Source organism: Paraburkholderia franconis (genome assembly GCF_009362735.1).
Classification (GTDB): domain Bacteria; phylum Pseudomonadota; class Gammaproteobacteria; order Burkholderiales; family Burkholderiaceae; genus Paraburkholderia; species Paraburkholderia franconis.
The window spans coordinates 35,899-55,101 of the sequence record NZ_WHNP01000021.1 but is presented as its reverse complement, the minus strand read 5'-3'; the positions used below and the strand labels follow the sequence as shown (position 1 = coordinate 55,101).

The following is a 19,203-nucleotide window of genomic DNA, read 5'->3' as shown; positions in this document are numbered from 1 at the left end:
CCGCTGGCGCGGACCAGGTCACGGACGCGTGAACCTTTCCACCAATCAGACACGCGAACTTCGGGACGGTCAATGAGACTTTGGTCCAATAGGGCAGGGACCTCGATCTTCCAGGAAGGCGCCTCGACAGGGACGGGTGTTTGTGTCGACTGAGCCGCGTTAGTGCGCGGCTTGCAACCTCGTCGCGTGGCAAACGCAAGACGCTGTTCTAGCCGCTCGACGATGACAGCGCCGTGCGCTTGCGCTGCAGGAAGCGGCGCACGGCCGGATCGCGCTCCAGGCCGATCGCGAGATCGTATGCACCGAGCGCTTCGGCCGTCGCGCCGGCACGCGCGAGCAGATCGGCGCGCGCGGCCCAGTACGGCTGGTAGTCGGCCAGCCGTGGATCGTTCGCATACGGTTCGAGCGCGTCGAGCGCTGCCTGCGGGCCGTCACGTTCCGCCAGCGCGAGCGCGCGGTTCACCGCGACCACGGGCGACGCTGCAATCGCGAGCAGCGCATCATAGAGTTGCACGACTTCGTTCCAGTTCGGACGATGCGTCCGGCAGCGGTGCACGTGTGCCGACTGCAGCGCGGCCTCGAGCTGAAAGCGTCCGATTGCGTTGAGAGCGTTCGCGCGCCGCAGCAATGCGTCGGCCGCGTCGATCATCGGCGCGTTCCATGTCGCCGGGTCCTGAGCGGACAGCGGCACATAGTCGCCGGCCGCATCGCGTCGCGCGTCGCAGCGCGCCTGCGCGTACAGCATCAGCGCGAGCAGACCAAGCGTCTCCGGTTCTTCGGGCAGCAGTTCGACGAGCAGTTGTGCAAGAAACAGCGCCTCGCCGGTGAGATCGCGCCGCCCGGTATCGCCGCCGACCGGGTCGGTCCACCCTTCCGCATACGCCGCATAAACGGCCTCCAGCACGGCAGCGAGCCGGCCTCGCAACTCCTCGCGCTCGGGCACGCTGAACGGAATGCCCGCTTCGCGGATCTTGTTCTTCGCCCGCACGAGGCGCTTGCTCATCGCGGCCGGCGACATCAGGAACGCGGATGCAATCGTCTTCGCTTCGAGCCCCAGCACCACCTGCAGCATCAGCGGCGTGCGAATCGCGGCCTCGAGCGCAGGGTGTGTGCACGCGAACAGCAGCGCGAGCCGCCGGTCGGGCAACGCGCCCGCTTCGTGCTCGTCGATCTCGTCGGCGAGGATCGCGAGCTGGTTCACCACTTCGCCGCCGACACGGTGATGGCGCGCGCCGTCGATCGCCCGGCGGCGCGCGACCGTCATCAACCATGCTTCGGGATTCGCGGGGCAGCCGCGCTCCGGCCAGTCCGCGAGCGCGGCCGCAAAGGCGTCGGCCAGCGCGTCCTCGGCTGCGGCGACGTCGCGCGTGCGCATCGCCAGCAGCGCGACGAGCTTGCCGTAACTGCGGCGAGCGACCGCCTCGGCAATCGAACGCGCGGCGCCGTCAGCGTCACGGCCGCAGCCGGGCCGACTCATGCAGATGGCGCGTCGTATGGAGCGGTCCAGACGGGGCGCACTTCCATCATGCCGTGCGCCGCGCCGGGACAACGCGACGCCCACGTGATCGCCGCGTCCAGATTGGGCACGTCGATCAGGTAGTAGCCGGCGAGCTGCTCCTTCGAATCGGAATACGGTCCGTCGAGCACCTGCGGCTTGCCGTCGACGAGCCGCACCGTGGTGGCCGTATTCGTATGCTGCAGCCGGTTGGCGCCCACCAGCGCCTCCGCTTTTTTCAACGATTCGGTGTACGCCTGATATGCGGCGACGCCTTGCTGCCGCTCGCTGTCGGTCATCTGGCTCCAGCGGTTTTCTTCCGAATAGATCATCAACAGGTATTGCATATGAGCCTCCGTCATGGGGTTGAGGCGGTCGACTACATCGGGCCGCCATCACAATGACGCGCGGGCCGCACGCTGACGGACAGGCGGCGTCGAAAAAATCGCGTACCGGCCGGCCTTGTTCGTTCGCCCCGGTCGAAGACTGCGCGCGCGGGCGCTTTGAGCGAGCCGTGCGTAGCCGAGCGCGCACGCCGGGACGGCACGCTGCGCCGGGCAGCCGCAGAAGTTGGTTGACCGGTTCGTGAACGGAACCACCAAGCCATAAAGGTAACTGAATGGAAGCCCCTTTGCGCATGCGAATGCTCATGTAATGAAGCCAACTTAAGTTTCTGCTGCAAAGGGAGGACGCCGAGCGGGTCAGCTGATTCCTGCTTCCGTAAATTGCATGCCTGATTCGCAATCCACGTCCTATAGTTGTTCAGCACGCACGGAAAGAAGAACGAAAGCGATAGCACGAAGAGCCGACGTGCAGCGCGGTCTCCTGAGGTTGCCCATTTTCGGATTGAGCGCGCTCGTGAAGCAGCCTGTATCCAGTGATGCTGTACCCGTCATCACGACATGGCGTCAGGATCATGAAGGGAAAGACCATGGCAACTTCCCGCTTTGTTGCGTACTCAGCGCGTGTGGCTTCGCGTGGCTTGTATGCGGTTGTACTGGCAACTGCAATTGGCGTGACGGTTCCGGGTTGCGGTGGTGGCGGCACGTCAGCATCGAGCGAGCCGGCATTCGCTACCGCAGCGCGCCCGCAGATCAACGCCTTGCTCGCAGACACGATGACGTCGGGTGCCGTCGTGTACGTGCAGTCGCCAAACGGCGACTGGCTCGAATCATTCGGAACGGCAGTGCGAGGCACGAACACACCGATACCGACGACCGCCCACTTTCGCGTCGGCAGCGTGACGAAAACCTGGACTGGCACGGTGATTCTGCAACTCGTGCAGGAAGGGAAGCTAAGTCTGAGCGACCCCATCAGCAAATACATCTCGAACGTGCCCAACGGCGACCAGATCACGATCGAGCAGTTGCTGACGATGCGCAGCGGCCTCTACAACTATTCGACCAGTCTCGCGTTCAATCAGACGCTCGATTCGCAGCCAAACAAAGTGTGGACCACCACGGAACTGCTGAACATCGCGTTTGGTCAGCCGGTGTATTTCGCGCCAGGGGCGGATTATCGCTATTCCAACACGAACACGGTGTTGCTCGGACTCGTCATCGAGCGGCTAACCGGGATGAGCGCGGCAGACGCAATGAAGGCGCGTCTTTTCACGCCGCTCGGCTTGACGGATACGTTTCTTCCGCCGCAGGACAATACATCGCTGCCCGCGCCGGCGCCGCATGGCTACCAGTGGGGCACCAATGTCGAGACGGCCAACAGCGAGGAGCTATCCCCTGAACGTCAGGCGGCCGCGAAGAACGGGACGCTGCAACCCACCGATGTGACGGGCGTGAGCACATCCTGGGCCTGGACCGCCGGCTCGGGCATCTCGACCGTGAACGAGCTGGCGGCATACGTGCAACGGATGGTCGGCGGCGGCTATCTGAACGCCGATTTGCAGGCACAAAGGCTCGCCAGTTGCCGGTCGGTCCAGCCGTCAGACCCGATGGCCGCCAGTTACTGCCTCGGCCTTGCCAAATTCGGCACGTTTTACGGGCACACGGGCGAAATTCCCGGATTCAATACGTTCATGGGCTACGATCCGGCATCGAAAACGACGATCGTCGTATGGGCGACGACGGCTGCGGCGCCCGACGGCCGCGCGCCCGCAAACTCCATCGCGCAGATCCTCATTGGAGAACTCAGCAAGGCAACAGAAGTACAGAGCGAGGGGCGGCCTTAGCTGAAGCGAAGCGGCCGGCTGGCGCAAGGGCTTGATGAGTGCAAGGACTTGTTCCCAAGGGCTTTCGGTATTTTATGGACCAGCATGTGGCGCGCCCTGACCACGCTGACCAGCCATCGCAATGCAATGGCCAATGGCCGTTGCACTCAAGAAGGAGTCTCGCAGAGTGATTGACGTCGAGGGACCACGCCGGGTCGGTACCAGCTATGTTTGCCCCCGGCTACGATCGTTTCTCAACCTCGCCGCATGCCGCCGTTACGCAGCATCACCGCCACGCGACTGGTGCTCGACGGCATCGAGCGCCGCCACCATCTCGGCGGCTGCCTTCTGCAACTCAGGCACATAACGCCGCGTGGCGTCCGCGAGGCTCAACGCGCGCGACAGAAACACGACATTCAGGCTCGCGAGCACGCGCTCGTGCGACACGATCGCCACCGCGACGGCGCTGATCTTCGCCTGCGCTGCCCAGTCTCCATGATTCGAACCGAAGCCGTCATCGCGTACGCGCTTGACGAGACTCCGCACGAGCGCATCGTTTTTCGCGAGCGCCTGCTGTTCCTCTCCGCCCGCGCCCGAGCGCAGCAAGTCGAGAATATCCTCGCGCTCCTCATCGGGGCACATCGCGAAGTACACGCGTCCCGCTGCCGTCAGAAGAATCGGCAGACGCCGCCCGACCATCGCGCGATGAAACGACAGTTGGCTAAAGCGATGCGTCGTCTCGCGGATGATCATCGCGTCGCCATCGGGTGTCGTGAGGTCCGAAGGCCACGCGACGCGTTGCAGCAACTGACCCATGATCGGCGGCGCGACGGTCGCGATCCGTTCGGTATCCGTGAAGCCTTCGCTCAACGCGCGCACGGCGAGTGTCAGCCTAAAGCTGTCGTCGGAATTGCTTCGGCGCACGAAGCCTTCTTCCATCAGCGTTTCGAGCAGGCGGCGCACTGTGGTGCGGTGCAGGCCCGTGATGTCCGCAATCTGCTGGCTCGTCGCGCGGCCGTTTTCCATCGCGTTCAGCGCCCTCAGCACCTGTAGCCCGCGTGCCAGTCCCCTCACGTTCGTGTACGTCGTCACGACAAAAATCACCTTTTAATTCAGCAATGTGCATTCTATGCACATTTTCGAGATTTTGTTGAGGGCATCGCGGGGCGGCCCATAGACTGCCATCAAAACCTGAACGGGCAACGCGGCACACCCGCCGATGCCGTTCCTCGCAGTCCCGCAGTCCGTCATGCACGACGGTGCGCAAGAACATTCAACACCATCCATGGATGGAGACAGTCATGAGTTCCGCCTTCGATACGGCGGCCGGTAACGGTCGCGCTCACCTCATTGAAACCGACGTCGCGATCATCGGCGCAGGCCCCGTCGGTCTGATGATCGGCAACCTGCTTGGCTTGCAGGGCGTGCGCGTCGTCATCATCGAAAAGCTCGAGCAGATCATCGATTATCCGCGCGCGATCGGCCTCGACGATGAAGCGCTGCGCGTGTTCCAGTCGGTCGGTCTCGCCGACGAACTGCTGCCGCATACGACGCCCAATCACTGGATGCGCTTCACGCTGAAGGGCGAATGCTTCGCGTCGATCGAGCCGCGCACCGACGAATTCGGCTGGCCGCGCCGCAACGCCTTCATTCAACCGCTCGCGGACCAGATCCTGTACGGCGGGTTGAAACGCTTCGAGCATGTACAGACGCTGCTCGGCCATGCCGTCGACAGCTTCGCGCAGGACGACGAAGGCGTGACGATCGAAGCCACCGCGTCGAACGGCGAGAAAAGGACGATCCGTGCCGCGTGGACGGTCGGCGCGGACGGCGGCAACAGCTTCGTGCGGCGCATGCTGAACGTGCCGTTCGAAGGACGCACGAAGCCGAATCAGTGGATCGTGATCGACGTGCGCAACGATCCTATCGGCTCGCCGCACATCTATCTGCATTGCGATGAGAAGCGGCCTTATGTGTCGGCGGCGCTGCCGCATGGCATCCGTCGTTTCGAGTTCATGGTGATGCCGGGTGAAACGGAAGAAGATCTGTCGAAGCCGGAGAACATGGCGGCGCTGATGCGCAACGTGGTCGCCGAGCCCGACAAGGTCGACTACATCCGCAAGCGCGTCTACACACACAATGCGCGCCTCGCGAGCACGTTCCGCATGAACCGCGTCCTTCTCGCGGGCGACGCCGCGCACATCATGCCTGTGTGGCAAGGGCAGGGCTACAACAGCGGCATCCGTGACGCGAGCAACCTCGGCTGGAAGCTCGCGATGGTGGTGAAAGGGCAAGCGCGCGACACGCTGCTCGATACGTACACGATGGAGCGCCGCGCGCATGCGCGCTCGATGATCCATCTTTCGGAAGTGGCCGGCGATATCTTCGCGCCGACGAGCCGCTTCGGCATGAAAGCGCGCGACGCTTTCGTGAGCACGTTCAACGTGCTGCCTTCCGTCAAGCGCTATTTCGTCGAAATGCGCTTCAAGCCGATGCCGCGCTACGAAGAAGGCGTCGTGCTGACGAACAGCCGCAAACGCCGCGATGGATGGCTCGCACGCGTGCTCGCCAAAGCCGGACATTCCGCGCCGGGGCGTCTGCTCGGCCTGATGAGCGAGAAGCGCGAGTCGTTCATTGGACGCGTCGTGCATGGGCGCGATCCTTCCGCGGCGACGCCCATCGGCCGCATGTTCATCCAGCCGCTCGTGCGGCTCGAAGACGGCAGCATCGTGCGTTTCGACGATGCGATCGGCAACCGTTTCGCGATGGTCGGCTGGGGCGCGGACCCGACTTTCGGCCTGACGCCCGAAGCGCGCCGCATCTGGATATCGATTGGCGGCTGCTTCGTGATCGCGAAGCCCGATCCGCAACTGAAGTTTCATGACGACGTGCCCGACGGCGTGATCGCGATCGGCGATATCGACGGACGCATGAAGGACTGGTTTGCGCGCGTGCCGGAATCCGTCGTGCTGTTGCGGCCCGATCGCTTCGTCGCGGGGATGTGCTCGCCGCAGCGCGTGTCCGAACACGTCGTGCGGCTCGCCGACAAGCTGTCGTGGTCCGGTGTCGCTGCGAAATGCGAAAGCGATGAGCACGCGCTGCCGGAAGACGCGCTGCCGGCGCGCGAATCCATCGCAGCGGGAGCGTGACATGACGAAGATTCAACTCGAATGCATGTCGCACACGCCGCTGCACGGCTACTTCGATCCCGCGCCTGAAGTCGTCGCCGAAGTGGAGCGCGTGCAGCGCGCGGCGCGCGAGCGGGTCGCCGCGTTCGATCCCGAACTCGTGATCGTGTTCGCGCCGGACCATTACAACGGCTTCTTCTATGACGTGATGCCGCAGTTCTGCATCGGCGTGAACGCGACTGCGATCGGCGATTTCAACAGTCCCGCCGGCCCGCTGCCCGTTGCGCGCAAAGCAGCGCTCGCGCTCGCGGACGCCGCGTTGATGAGCGATATCGACATCGCCGTGTCGTACCGGATGCAGGTCGATCACGGCTGCGCGCAGGCGCTCGACGTGCTGACGGGCGGCATCGATCGTTATCCCGTCGTGCCCGTGTTCATCAACTCGGTCGCGCCGCCGATGGCTTCATGCCGGCGCGCGCGGCTCTTAGGCGAGGCGATCGGCCGCTTCGTCGCGCACATGGACAGGCGCGTGCTGCTGATCGGTTCGGGCGGCATTTCGCATGAGCCGCCCGTGCCGGAGATCGCAGGCGCGGACGCCGTAGTCGCTGAACGCCTGATCGCCGGACGCAATCCGTCACGTGAATCGCGCGATGCGCGCCAGGCTCGCACGGTCGCCGCCGCGAAGGCCTTCACAGCGGGCGACAGCCATCTGCATGCCCTCAATCCCGCGTGGGACCGCGTGTTCCTCGATCTGCTCAAGAGCGGCGAAGTCGCGGCAGCAGACGGCTTCACCAACGATGCGATCACACGCGAAGGCGGCAAGTCCGCACATGAGATCCGCACGTGGGTCGCGGCATTCGGCGCGCTCGCGGCGTGCGGACCGTATGAAGCATCGATCGATTATTACCGCGCGATTCCCGAGTGGATCGCGGGCTTCGGCGCGATGCACGCACACTCGCTCGACGATCAGCACGCGGCGCGGCATGTGTCGATCGCCACGACGCCCGCGACTGCATGACAACAGATAACAGGAGACTCCCCATGGTGAACCAAAAAGCCGCTCAGTCGATCGCCGCGCGTCTGCGCGAAGCGGAAGCGTCGCGTCAACCCGTTGCGCCCGTGCGCACGGAAATCGCGGCCGACGATGCCGCTTTCGCTTACGCGGTCCAGCAAGCGAATGTCGATCTGCGCTGCGCGAGCGGCGAGCGCATCGTCGGCAGAAAGATCGGGCTGACGTCGCTCGCCGTGCAGCAACAGTTGGGCGTCGATCAGCCGGACTTCGGCACGCTGTTCGCGTCGATGGCGTATGGCGACAACCAGCCGATGCCGCTCTCGACGCTCATTCAGCCAAAAGTGGAAGCGGAAATCGCGCTCGTGCTGGAGCGCGATCTGACGGCGGACAGGCACACGTTCGCGGACCTGATCGGCGCGACGGCCTATGCGCTCGCCGCGATCGAAGTGGTCGACAGCCGCGTGCAGAATTGGGACATCCGCTTCGTCGATACCGTCGCGGACAACGCATCGAGTGCGCTCTTCGTGCTTGGCAGCCGGCCCGTGCCGTTGCGCGACGTCGACCTGACGGCCTGCGCGATGACGCTCGCGCAAGACGGCGAAGTGCTGTCGCGCGGCAACGGCTCGGCGTGCCTCGGCAATCCGCTCAACGCGGCGGCATGGCTCGCGGACCGCATGGTTCAGCTCGGCACGCCGCTGCGCGCGGGCGACGTCGTGCTCACGGGCGCGCTCGGCCCGATGGCGGCCGTCAAGCAGCCTGGCACGTACACAGTGCAGATAGAAGGACTCGGCAGCGTGCGCGCCGCGTTCGCCTGATTCATACGGAGACACAGATGGCAATCGACAAATCCAGACGCAAGGCCGCGATCATCGGCTCGGGCAACATCGGCACGGACCTGATGATCAAGATCATGCGCCACGCGCAGCATCTTGAGATGGCGGCGATGGTCGGCATCGATCCCGCATCCGATGGCCTCGCGCGCGCCGCGCGCCTGGGCGTTGCGACCACGCATGAAGGCGTCGAAGGGCTGGCGCGGCTGCCCGTTTTCGATGAGATCGACTTCGTGTTTGACGCGACGTCGGCGGGCGCGCACGTGAAGAACGATGCGTTCCTGCGCAAGCTCAAGCCCGGCATCCGCATGATCGACCTGACACCCGCCGCGATCGGTCCGTACTGCGTGCCCGTCGTCAATCTCGACGCGCATCTCGATGCGCCGAACGTGAACATGGTCACGTGCGGCGGCCAGGCGACGATTCCGATGGTCGCGGCCGTGTCGCGCGTCGCGAAGGTGCATTACGCGGAAATCGTCGCATCGATCAGCAGCAAGTCGGCGGGCCCGGGCACGCGCGCGAATATCGACGAGTTCACCGAAACCACATCGAAGGCCATCGAGGCTGTCGGCGGCGCAGGCAAGGGCAAGGCGATCATCGTGCTGAATCCCGCCGAGCCGCCGCTGATGATGCGCGACACTGTCTACGTGCTGTCGGAAGCGGCGGACCGCGCGCAGATCGAAGCGTCCGTCGAACAGATGGCGGCCTCCGTGAACGCGTACGTGCCCGGCTATCGCCTGAAGCAGAAAGTGCAGTTCGACGACATTCCCGCCGATGCGCCGCTCAACCTTCCGGGCCTTGGCCGTTTCAGCGGCTTGAAGACGTCGATCTTCATCGAAGTGGAGGGCGCCGCGCATTACCTTCCCGCCTATGCGGGCAATCTCGACATCATGACTTCCGCCGCGCTCGCGACGGCCGAGCGCATGGCCATGAGTTCCGCCGCGCTCGTGAATGCAGAGGCCTGAGGAGCACACACATATGAGCAAGAAACTCTATATCTCCGACGTCACGCTGCGCGACGGCATGCACGCGATCCGTCATCAGTATTCGATCGACGACGTGCAGCGGATCGCTCGCGCGCTGGATGATGCGAAGGTCGACAGCATCGAGGTCGCACACGGCGACGGTCTGCAAGGATCGAGCTTCAACTATGGCTTTGGCGCGCACAGCGATCTCGAATGGATCGAAGCCGTCGCCGACGTCGTGAAGCACGCGCAGATCGCGACGCTGCTGCTGCCCGGCATCGGCACGATTCACGATCTGAAGGCCGCGTATGACGCCGGCGCGCGCGTCGTGCGCATCGCGACGCATTGCACGGAAGCAGACATCTCGAAGCAGCATATCGAATACGCGCGCGAGCTCGGCATGGACACGGTCGGCTTTCTGATGATGAGCCATATGACGACGCCGGAGAACCTCGCGATCGAAGCGAAGAAGATGGAAAGCTACGGCGCGAACTGTGTGTACGTGGTCGATTCGGGCGGCGCGCTGAACATGAGCGACGTGCGCGATCGTTTCCGTGCGATCAAAGGTGCTCTGAAACCGGAGACGCAAACGGGCATGCACGCGCATCACAACCTGAGCCTGGGCGTCGCGAATTCGATCGTTGCCGTCGAAGAGGGATGCGAGCGCATCGACGCGAGTCTTGCGGGCATGGGCGCGGGTGCGGGCAATGCGCCGCTCGAAGTGTTCATCGCGGCGGCCGAGCGTCTCGGCTGGAACCACGGCACCGACCTCTACACGCTGATGGATGCCGCCGACGATATCGTGCGTCCGTTGCAGGACCGCCCTGTGCGCGTGGATCGCGAAACGCTCGCGCTCGGTTATGCGGGCGTCTATTCGAGCTTCTTGCGCCATTCGGAAATCGCCGCGAAAAAGTATGGGTTGAAGACCGTCGACATTCTTGTCGAACTGGGCAAGCGCCGCATGGTCGGCGGCCAGGAGGACATGATCGTCGACGTCGCGCTCGATCTGAAGAAGCGCGAACCCGAAGCGCAATCCTAAGCGCTGTTTTCGCGCGAAACGAAGCGGAGCAAGGCGTCACCAGAAACGCCGCTCGATTCACAATTGGAGACATGGATGAAAGCGTCAACGAATCTGCCCACGCGCACGAGCGGCGCGCTCACGATCGGCCTCTGCCTCGCGGTCGCGCTGCTGGAAGGGCTCGACCTGCAATCGACGGGCATTGCCGCGCCGCGCATGGCGCGCGAATTCCATCTCGCCGTCGCGCAGCTTGGCTGGGCGTTCAGCATCGGCGCGCTCGGACTGCTGCCGGGCGCGGCCATCGGCGGAAGGCTCGCGGACCGTATCGGGCGCAAGCGCGTGTTGATGCTGTCCGTCGCGTTGTTCGGCATCTTTTCGATTGTGACGACGCAGGTCTGGGACCTGAACAGCCTGCTTGCCGCGCGCTTTCTCACTGGCCTCGGGCTCGGCGCGGCAATGCCGAACCTGATCGCGCTGTGCGCCGAAGCGGCGCATCCCGATCATCGCAGCACGGCCGTTGGCGCGATGTACTGCGGCATGCCGTTCGGCGCGGCGCTCGCGGCCGTGATCGGCATCGTCAGTCCCGGCGACGATGGCTGGCGGCATATCTTCTATGTCGGCGGCGTCGGGCCGTTGCTGACCTTGCCGCTGCTAGCTTGCTTCATGAAGGAGTCGACGCACTTCGTCGCGCTCGGCCAGAACGCGCATCGCGCAGCGTCGTCGAGCGTCGCGCAGGCGCTGTGGAAAGAGGGCCGCGCGAGCACGACGTTCGCGCTGTGGATCAGCTATCTCGGCACGCTGATCGTGCTGTACTTCCTGATCAACTGGCTGCCGTCGATGGTGATCGCTCGTGGCCTCACGCGAGTCCAGGCGGGCGTCGTGCAGATGATGTTCAACATCGGCGGGGGCATTGGCGCAATCGTGATCGCGGGGCTGATGGACCGCATCGGCAAGAAGCCGACCGTGATGGGCATGTACGTCGGCATCGCGGCCGCGTTGGCGGCGCTCGCGGGGGCGACGGGCAGCGTGTCGATGGCATGCGGCGGGCTGCTCGCGGGGCTTTTCCTGGTCGGCGGACAGTCGGTGCTGTATGCGCTCGCCGGCAACGCGTATCCGACACAGGTGCGCGGCACCGGCGTGGGTGCCGCCGTCGCCGTGGGACGCCTGGGCTCGATCGTCGGTCCGCTGATCGCAGGGCAACTGTTCGCGATCGGACAAAGCCCGTCGATGCTCGTCGCCGCGAGCATTCCGTTGATCGCGATCGCGGCGCTCGGCGCGCTCGTGGTGGTCGCGAAGTTTCCGCGCGAGACGCTCATCGCGTCCGGCGCTGTGAGTACCGAATCAATCTGAATCGAAGGAATCCGATATGACTACGACGCAAGTACAAAGCGAAGCCGCGACCAGCAAGTTCGTGAGCGTGATGGAAGATGGCTCGGAGCTGCGTCTGCACTACAACGACATCGGCGAGGGCAAGGAAACCGTCGTGATGCTGCACGGCTCGGGTCCTGGCGCGAGCGGCTGGGCGAACTTCAACCGTAACATCGAGCCGCTCGTGGCGGCCGGCTATCGCGTGATCCTGCTGGACTGCCCTGGTTTCGGCAAGAGCGATGCAGTGCTCAATACGGGCTCGCGTTCGGATCTGAACGGGCGTGTCCTGAAGCGCGTGCTCGACGTGCTCGGGATCGAGCGCGTGCATATCGTCGGCAACTCGATGGGCGGACATAGCGCAGTCGCGTTTGCGCTGTCGTACCCGGAGCGCGTCGGCAAGCTGATCCTGATGGGCGGCGGCACAGGCGGCCCGAGCCAGTTCGTGCCGATGCCGACGGAAGGCATCAAGCTGCTGAACCTGGTCTATCGCGAACCGACGCTGGAGAACCTCAAACGCATGCTCGACGTCTTCGTGTACGACCCGAGCTCGCTGACCGAAGACCTGATGAAGACCCGCCTGGCCAATATCCTGGCACGGCGCGATCACCTCGATAACTGGGTCAAGAGCCTCGCCGCCAATCCGAAGCAGTTCACGGATTACGGTCCGCGCCTCGGCGAAATCGCCGCGCCGACGCTCATCATCTGGGGCCGCGATGATCGCTTCGTGCCGTTCGATGTAGGCCTGCGTCTGGTCTGGGGCCTGCAGAATGCGGAGTTTCATATCTTCAACCGCTGCGGCCACTGGGTGCAGTGGGAACATGCGGAGAAGTTCAATCGCATGGTGCTGGACTTCTTTCAGCACTGATGCACGAGACGTAACGCCAGGCGCAGAGCAATCGTTGCATTGACTTCTGCGGCTGCGGCAACAAGCGGCAAAACACGGTACCAACGCGACCAGCAACTTGCCGGAGGCCGTTCTGCCTCCGGCTCCACATCGCCCGTTCTGCACGTACAGGACGGCGCTCACGCTCACGCAACGCAGCCGCAATGGAGCGCATGCACGCCTGTGCAAAAGACGTGCTGCGAGGCCTATCCGCTGCTGCCGTTCCAGCTTCCAGCCTTCCACTCGCAAACGCTATTCACGCGACCTTTCGCGCGCGACCCGCATCGCCGCGGCTTTGTTTCGTTCACCGAATTCCGCCTGATTTCGCATGCCAGCTCGCTTAGGTGAAAACGATGATGCATTTGCCGTGAGTTGTCCTTGCACACCCCCAAATTATGCTAGAGAATCCTTAAAAAATTCCACAACACGCTTCGTGGCATACAAATGGCGAATCGTTCGCGACTCGAAGCTCATCCCGGAGACACCACGAATGAAGGAACTGACAGCCCAGAACGTGGAAGCCAGCCCGGCAACCGGCTGGTATCGCCGCTGGTTTTTGCTGGTACTGGTCCTGATCTACGCATCGAGCTTCATCGACCGGATCATCGTCGCGGTCGTCGGGCAGGCGATGAAGGTCGAGATGAACCTCAGCGATTTGCAGCTCGGCCTGCTGAACGGGCTGGCGTTCTCGATTTTCTATTCGCTGCTCGGGCTGCCGATTGCGCGTCTCGCGGAGCGCTTCAATCGCGTCGTGCTGATCGCGCTGTCGATCGGCGCGTGGTCGGTGATGACGACGCTGTGCGGCACGGCGGGCGCGTACTGGCAGCTGCTGATCTACCGGCTTGGCGTCGGTATCGGCGAGGCGGGCAGCACGCCCACCGCGCATTCGCTGATCTCCGACCAGTTCGGGCCGCGCCGCCGCGCGAGCGCGCTGTCGATCTACGCGCTGGGGCCGCCGCTCGGCGTGCTGGTTGGCGCGCTCGGCGGCGGCTGGATGGTGCAGCACATGGGCTGGCGTCCGGTGTTTTACGTGGTCGGCCTGCCGGGGCTCGTATTCGGCCTGCTCGCCTGGGTCACGCTGCGCGAGCCGCGGCGGGGCGGCGCAGAAGAGGGCGGCGCGCAATTCGCCGCGAGCGTGCCACCGCTGCGCGAAGTGCTCGCCGTCCTGTTCGGGAGCCGCGCGTTCGTGCAGATGCTGCTCGGCACCGTGATCGGAGCGTTCGCGCAGTACGGGGTCAACCTGTTCATCCCCGTCTATCTGACGCGCGTCTTTGGACTCGGCTATGCGCAGGCTGGCCTGATCTTCGGCCTCGTGATCGGCGTGGGCGGCATTCTCGGCAACACGCTAGGCGGCGTGGCCGCCGACTGGGCGGGTGCGAAGAACCGCCGCTGGTATGCATGGATACCCGCGCTCGGCACGGCGATCGGTTTCCCGCTCGTCGCGACCGCCTTCATGCTGGGGCAGTGGCCCGTCGCAGTGGCGCTGATCTTCGTCGCTACGGTGATGCTGAGCATGTGGAACGGTCCGACCTTCGCGGTCGTGCACAGCATCGTCGAGCCGCGCATGCGCGCCACGGCATCGGCCTGCGTATTCCTGGTCATGAATCTGGTCGGCCAGGGACTCGGCCCGGCAACCGTCGGCCTGCTCAGCGACCGTTTCGCCGCGCGTCTTTTCACGCAGGGCCAGTTCAGCCAGGTGTGCGCGGCGGGCGGCGCACATGGCGGGCATGGGCCGGCTGCGCAGGTTCACGGGCCTTTCGCGGCCGCCTGCCACGACGCATCGGCGTACGGCGTGCGCTACGCAATGCTCGCCGTCAGCGTCGCGCTCATGTGGTCGTCCGTGCATTACTTCCTTGCCTCGCGTCACCTGTCTCGCAACAGCAGTTCCAAGCCGGCAGCAGCCGATGGCACCAACGCGTCAATAAAGCGGGCCGTGTAGCCCGCAATACATGGAGGAGATCGTCAAGTGAAGAAGAAGTTAGTGGTGAGCGCGCTGGCAGCCGCATTGGCGGGGTCGGCGCACGCGCAGAGCAGCGTGACGCTGTACGGAATCATCGACGATGGCATCACCTATGTGAGCAACGCAGGCGGCCATTCGCTGTGGAGACTCGATGACGGCATCAACCAGGCGTCGCGCTGGGGCCTGAAAGGCGTCGAAGATCTCGGCGGCGGCCTGAAAGCGATCTTTACGCTGGAGAACGGCTTCTCGTTGAACACGGGCACGGCGAGCCACGGCGGCGCACTGTTCGGACGCCGAGCCTATGTCGGCATTTCGAGCGACAGGTTCGGCACCTTGCTCGCCGGCTACGACTACGATTTCATCTACGACTACGTGTCCTACTACACGAACGTCGCGCAGTTCGCGCCTTCGTACGCGTTTCACGGCGCGTACGACATCGACCGCCTCGCGGGCGAACCGGTCAGCAACATGGTGCGCTATGAAACGCCGAACTGGCACGGCTTCGGCGCGGGCGTGATGTACGGCTTCACGAACATCCCGAACGGCTTCGCGGGCACGCCGACGGGCAACCCGCGCGTGATCAGCGCGGGCATCAAGTTCAGTCCGACGGGCTCGTTCAACGCGCCTTATTCGATGGCCGCCACCTTCACGAAGACGGATGGCGGCAACGCGGCACGCGGCGTCGGGACGATGGCGCAGGTCGCGCTCAACGCGAAATCGATCTATACGGTCGCCATCGGCGGCATGGTGAACGTGACCGACGCGTGGTCGGTCAACGGCGTGTACACCTACACGAATGCTTCGCAGAGCCCGCGAGGCGTGGTCACGGTCGGCGCGTACGAGGTGGGCACGAGCTACAAGTTCTCGCCTTTTCTCACGGTCGGCGGCGGATTCACGTACGTCGATCAACATAAGCTCGGCAAGTACGATCTCTACACCGCCGGGATCGACTACCGCCTCTCGAAGCGCACCGACGTATATATGTTCGGCGTCTGGCAGCACGCGTTCGCAGGCCAGAAGTTCGCCGACAACTTCCTCGTCTCGACGCCGTACTCGGTGCCGGGCGCGGGCGGCTCGCTGTTCGGCAATCTCGCTTCCACCACGTCCAACCAGGTGGCCGCTCAGATCGGCATCCGCCATCTTTTCTAGTTCTGCTGCGCCGGCGTGACGCCCCTGCGCCCGGCCGCAAGAGCCGGGACAGGGGCGTTTCCTGTTGTTCGAGAGTTCGAGACAAAGGATGTGACACGAAGTCGGGCTTTTGGTATACCTGCAAGGTATTATATGAATTTCAAGCGCCTTCGCTGGCCTTTCGCCGCGATCGTTGGCCATCCAGAACCCACTGTCTGTCATTCAATGAGTCAGCCTCCCAAACTGAGCCGTTCGGTCGAAATCAAGGCGCTCCTCGAATCGGAAATCGAGCGAGGTGAGCTTGTCCCCGGTGCGGCGCTCGACGAGCGCGCGCTGGCTGCGCGCTTCAACGTGTCCCGCACGCCGATTCGCGAGGCGTTGCAGCAGCTTGCCGCGCAGCAGTACGTGCAGATCGTGCCGCGCCAGGGCGTGTTCGTCACGAAGATGACCATCCCGCAGCTGCGCGACATGCTCGAGCTGCTGCACGAACTCGAATCCGTGTCGGCGCGACTGGCCGCGCGGCGCATGAACGACGCGCAACGCGTCGAGCTGGAGCGCACGATCGACGACGGCGTCGACGCGCTGAATCAGAGCGATGCGCGCCGTTTCGCGCGCGCCAACGCGGAATTCCACGAAGTGATCTGCCAGGCTTGCCATAACGACTACCTGGCCGATCAGATCCGTTCGATCCGCCGCCTGGTCTCGCGCTACCGGCCCAAGCTGTTTCTCGCGCCCAGCCGGCGCGAGAAGGTCATCGCCGATCACAAGCGGCTTGCGCAGGCGTTGCTCTCAGGTGACGAGGTGACGGCCGAAGAAGTCATGGCGCAGCATTCGCCGGGCGGCGACGCGGGCTTTTCCGAATTTCTCGCGACGTTGCCGGCCGAGTTCTTCAACGACGCGCCGCCGGGCATGGCGCGCGAAGCAGCGGCAGCCGGGGCGGACGCCGAGGACGACGCGCACGGCGACGAGTAACCGCCGCGCTGACTCTGCGCCGAACGCGCGATCCGCGCGCGTGACCCTATGAAAAGCGGGGCGCACGGCCCCGCATCCTGCTTTATTCAGACACGCGGCGAGTAGCGATCACAGATCGGCGAACCGGCCGAACTGGCCATTCGTCGCCGCGAGTTTTTCGAGCAGCGGCGCCGGCTTCCACCAGTAGCCGTACTCGTCGTAGAACCGCTTCACGTCGCGATAGACGTTGGCGACGCCGATCTGATCCGCGTAGTACATCGGGCCGCCGCGATGGGCGGGGAAGCCGTAGCCCGTCACATAGACCACGTCGATGTCGCTCGCGCGCAAGGCGATGCCCTGTTCCAGCAGCTTCGCGCCTTCGTTGATCATGCCGTACACGCAGCGCTTGACGATCTCGTCGGCGGAGATGGGGCGCCGCGCGATGCCGAGGCGTCCCGATTCCTCGACGATGAAGCGTTCGAGTTCGGCATCGCGCAGCGGCTCGCGGCTGCCCGGTTCGTAGCGATACCAGCCTTTGCCGCTCTTCTGACCGAGGCGCCCCATCTCCACGAGCTTCATGATCAGGTCGTTCCAGCGGCGGTCGGTGGGGCGCGTCGCCATTTGCGCCTTGCGCGTCTGATAGCCCACGTCATTGCCCGCCATGTCATGCACGGCGAAGATGCCCATCGCGTAGCCGAAGTCCTTGAGCGCCGCATCGACCTCGTGCGGCAGCGCGCCGTCCTCGACGAGAAAGTGCGCTTCGCGGTTGTAGTTGCGAAAGAGCGCATTGCCGATGAAGCCCGGATAGATGCGCGCCAGCACCGATACCTTGCCCATCCGGCGCCCGAGATCCATCAGCGTGGCGACGACGTCGTCCGCGGTCCGTGCTGCGCGCACCACTTCGAGCAGGCGCATCACGTGCGCGGGGCTGAAGAAGTGTGCGCCGACCACGTCGGCGGGGCGTTGCGTGACGGCGGCGATCTCGTCGATGTCGAGACCCGACGTGTTGGTGGCGAGCACGGCGCCCGGTTTCGCATGCCCGTCGAGCTCGCGGAAGATGTCCTGCTTGAGCGCGAGATCCTCGAATACCGCTTCGATCACGATATCGGCGCGCTTCACGTCGGCGATCGCGAGCGAGCCCGTGATGCGCGCGATGCGCTCGTCGCGCACGGCGGCGTCGAGCTTGCCGCGCTTCACGCTGCTGTCGTAGTTGTCGCGGATGCGGGCGAGGCCGCGCGCGAGGCCTTCGCCGCTCGCGTCGATCAACGTAACGGGGATGCCCGCTGCGGCGAGCGCCATCGCGATGCCGCCGCCCATCGTGCCCGCGCCGATCACGGCGGCCTGCGCGATCGGACGCGGCGCGGCATCGCCGACGGGAATCTGCGCGGCGGCTTGCTCCGCTGCCTTCACGTGCGCGAGCGCCGCTTCGCGCGCGGCTTCTTCCTGCGGATTCAATTCGTTTGCCTTGTTCATGATTCGTTGCGCCTCATGCCCGGCTCATGCCGGGGTCTTGCGAGTGTCGGGACGCTCGAGCGGCTTCGCCTTGCCGTCGACGAATTCCTGCAGGCGCTTCGCGGTCTCGGGCGAGCGCGCCATATTCGAGCTCATGTATTCGAGGAAAAGGCCGTCCTCGTGCGAAAGATCGTTCACGCGCGGCAGCAGGTTCGTGATGCGCCAGTTGGTATCGGGCGCGTTCCGCGCGATCTTCGCGGCCAGTTCTTTCGCCTTGCCGAGCGCTGCGCCGGCGGGCGTCAGATACGTGATGACGTGCTCGCGCAGGCCCTCTTCGGCGGACAGCAGGCGGCCCGTGAGCATCAGGTCCGCCATCAGGCTGTAGCCGATCACGCGCTGGATGCGCACCGTGCCGCCGCCGCCCACGAAGATGCCGCGCTGGCCTTCGGGCAGGCCGAAGAACGCCGAATCGTCCCCGACGCGCACATGCGCGGCCGTCGCGAGTTCGAGCCCGCCACCGACCACCGCGCCATGCAGCGCCGCGACGAACGGGATCGGGCCGCGCGCGATGATGTCGAACACTTCATGCCACGAGTGACGGCGGCGCTTGCGCGGCGGCGCGCTTTGGCCGCTCGCGCGCGCGAGCGCCTCGCGCAGGTCGAGGCCCGCGCTGAAGTTGCCGCCGTGCCCGAACAGCACGCCGACGTCCGCCTCTTCGCCGGCGCGCACGACGGCATCACGCAGTTGCGCGATCAGGTCTTCGTTGATCGCGTTGCGCTTGTCGGGACGGTTCAGGCCGATCAGGGCGACCGGGCCATCGAGTTCGTAGGTAACGAGAGTTTCGCTCAT

General features: G+C 64.7%; 16 protein-coding genes. 11 read left to right on the top strand and 5 right to left on the bottom strand.

Annotated elements, in window-relative coordinates; genetic code table 11:
• Nucleotides 1-208: 208 nt before the first annotated feature.
• On the bottom strand, nucleotides 209-1,477 hold the full coding sequence (locus GCT13_RS22465) for an RNA polymerase sigma factor (RefSeq protein ID WP_152761767.1): 1,269 nt from the start codon (nucleotides 1,475-1,477) through the stop codon (nucleotides 209-211).
• Nucleotides 1,474-1,842, bottom strand: a complete 369-nt coding sequence (locus GCT13_RS22460; protein WP_152761765.1) for a YciI family protein — start codon at nucleotides 1,840-1,842, stop codon at nucleotides 1,474-1,476. The genes GCT13_RS22465 and GCT13_RS22460 overlap by 4 nt, the downstream gene beginning before the upstream one ends.
• A 584-nt stretch (nucleotides 1,843-2,426) precedes the next feature.
• Between GCT13_RS22460 and GCT13_RS22455 the strand changes: the two genes are divergently transcribed.
• On the top strand, nucleotides 2,427-3,680 hold the full coding sequence (locus GCT13_RS22455) for a serine hydrolase domain-containing protein (RefSeq protein ID WP_152761763.1): 1,254 nt from the start codon (nucleotides 2,427-2,429) through the stop codon (nucleotides 3,678-3,680).
• Nucleotides 3,681-3,935: 255 nt separating this feature from the next.
• Here the strand turns inward: GCT13_RS22455 and GCT13_RS22450 are convergent, their stop codons facing one another.
• Entirely contained in the window at nucleotides 3,936-4,751 is an 816-nt protein-coding gene (locus tag GCT13_RS22450; RefSeq protein WP_321574541.1) for a DNA-binding transcriptional regulator, read from the bottom strand.
• Between the two features lie 209 nt (nucleotides 4,752-4,960).
• On the opposite strand from GCT13_RS22450, the gene GCT13_RS22445 reads away from it, so the two are divergent.
• The 10 genes from GCT13_RS22445 (at nucleotide 4,961) to GCT13_RS22400 (ending at nucleotide 16,923) form a co-directional block, all read left to right on the top strand.
• Nucleotides 4,961-6,808: a bifunctional 3-(3-hydroxy-phenyl)propionate/3-hydroxycinnamic acid hydroxylase gene (locus tag GCT13_RS22445; RefSeq protein ID WP_152761761.1), complete on the top strand. Its 1,848-nt coding sequence runs from the start codon at nucleotides 4,961-4,963 to the stop codon at nucleotides 6,806-6,808.
• A 1-nt stretch (nucleotide 6,809) separates the two neighbouring features.
• Nucleotides 6,810-7,805, top strand: coding sequence for a 3-carboxyethylcatechol 2,3-dioxygenase (locus GCT13_RS22440; RefSeq protein ID WP_152761759.1), 996 nt, complete (start codon nucleotides 6,810-6,812; stop codon nucleotides 7,803-7,805).
• Nucleotides 7,806-7,828: 23 nt separating this feature from the next.
• Complete coding sequence (mhpD, locus tag GCT13_RS22435) at nucleotides 7,829-8,614, top strand: 2-keto-4-pentenoate hydratase (RefSeq protein WP_152761757.1); 786 nt, start codon at nucleotides 7,829-7,831, stop codon at nucleotides 8,612-8,614.
• Between the two features lie 17 nt (nucleotides 8,615-8,631).
• Nucleotides 8,632-9,594, top strand: coding sequence for an acetaldehyde dehydrogenase (acetylating) (locus GCT13_RS22430; protein ID WP_152761755.1), 963 nt, complete (start codon nucleotides 8,632-8,634; stop codon nucleotides 9,592-9,594).
• Between the two features lie 13 nt (nucleotides 9,595-9,607).
• The gene (gene dmpG / locus GCT13_RS22425) at nucleotides 9,608-10,633 is read left to right on the top strand and encodes a 4-hydroxy-2-oxovalerate aldolase (protein WP_152761753.1); all 1,026 of its coding nucleotides are present in this window, start codon (nucleotides 9,608-9,610) and stop codon (nucleotides 10,631-10,633) included.
• A 75-nt stretch (nucleotides 10,634-10,708) separates the two neighbouring features.
• The gene (gene mhpT, locus GCT13_RS22420) at nucleotides 10,709-11,962 is read left to right on the top strand and encodes a 3-(3-hydroxy-phenyl)propionate transporter MhpT (protein ID WP_152761751.1); all 1,254 of its coding nucleotides are present in this window, start codon (nucleotides 10,709-10,711) and stop codon (nucleotides 11,960-11,962) included.
• Nucleotides 11,963-11,978: 16 nt separating this feature from the next.
• The gene (locus GCT13_RS22415; protein ID WP_152761749.1) at nucleotides 11,979-12,845 is read left to right on the top strand and encodes an alpha/beta fold hydrolase; all 867 of its coding nucleotides are present in this window, start codon (nucleotides 11,979-11,981) and stop codon (nucleotides 12,843-12,845) included.
• Nucleotides 12,846-13,353: 508 nt separating this feature from the next.
• Nucleotides 13,354-14,802 (top strand): spinster family MFS transporter, encoded by a 1,449-nt coding sequence (locus GCT13_RS22410; RefSeq protein WP_152761746.1) that lies wholly within the window; start codon nucleotides 13,354-13,356, stop codon nucleotides 14,800-14,802.
• Nucleotides 14,803-14,829: 27 nt separating this feature from the next.
• On the top strand, nucleotides 14,830-15,972 hold the full coding sequence (locus GCT13_RS22405; RefSeq protein WP_321574540.1) for a porin: 1,143 nt from the start codon (nucleotides 14,830-14,832) through the stop codon (nucleotides 15,970-15,972).
• 204 nt (nucleotides 15,973-16,176) lie between these two features.
• Nucleotides 16,177-16,923, top strand: a complete 747-nt coding sequence (locus GCT13_RS22400) for a GntR family transcriptional regulator (protein ID WP_152761744.1) — start codon at nucleotides 16,177-16,179, stop codon at nucleotides 16,921-16,923.
• A gap of 108 nt (nucleotides 16,924-17,031) precedes the next feature.
• On the opposite strand, the gene GCT13_RS22395 is transcribed toward GCT13_RS22400, so the two are convergent.
• The gene (locus GCT13_RS22395; RefSeq protein ID WP_152761741.1) at nucleotides 17,032-18,375 is read right to left on the bottom strand and encodes a 3-hydroxyacyl-CoA dehydrogenase; all 1,344 of its coding nucleotides are present in this window, start codon (nucleotides 18,373-18,375) and stop codon (nucleotides 17,032-17,034) included.
• 24 nt (nucleotides 18,376-18,399) lie between these two features.
• Nucleotides 18,400-19,203 (bottom strand): crotonase/enoyl-CoA hydratase family protein, encoded by an 804-nt coding sequence (locus GCT13_RS22390; protein WP_152761739.1) that lies wholly within the window; start codon nucleotides 19,201-19,203, stop codon nucleotides 18,400-18,402.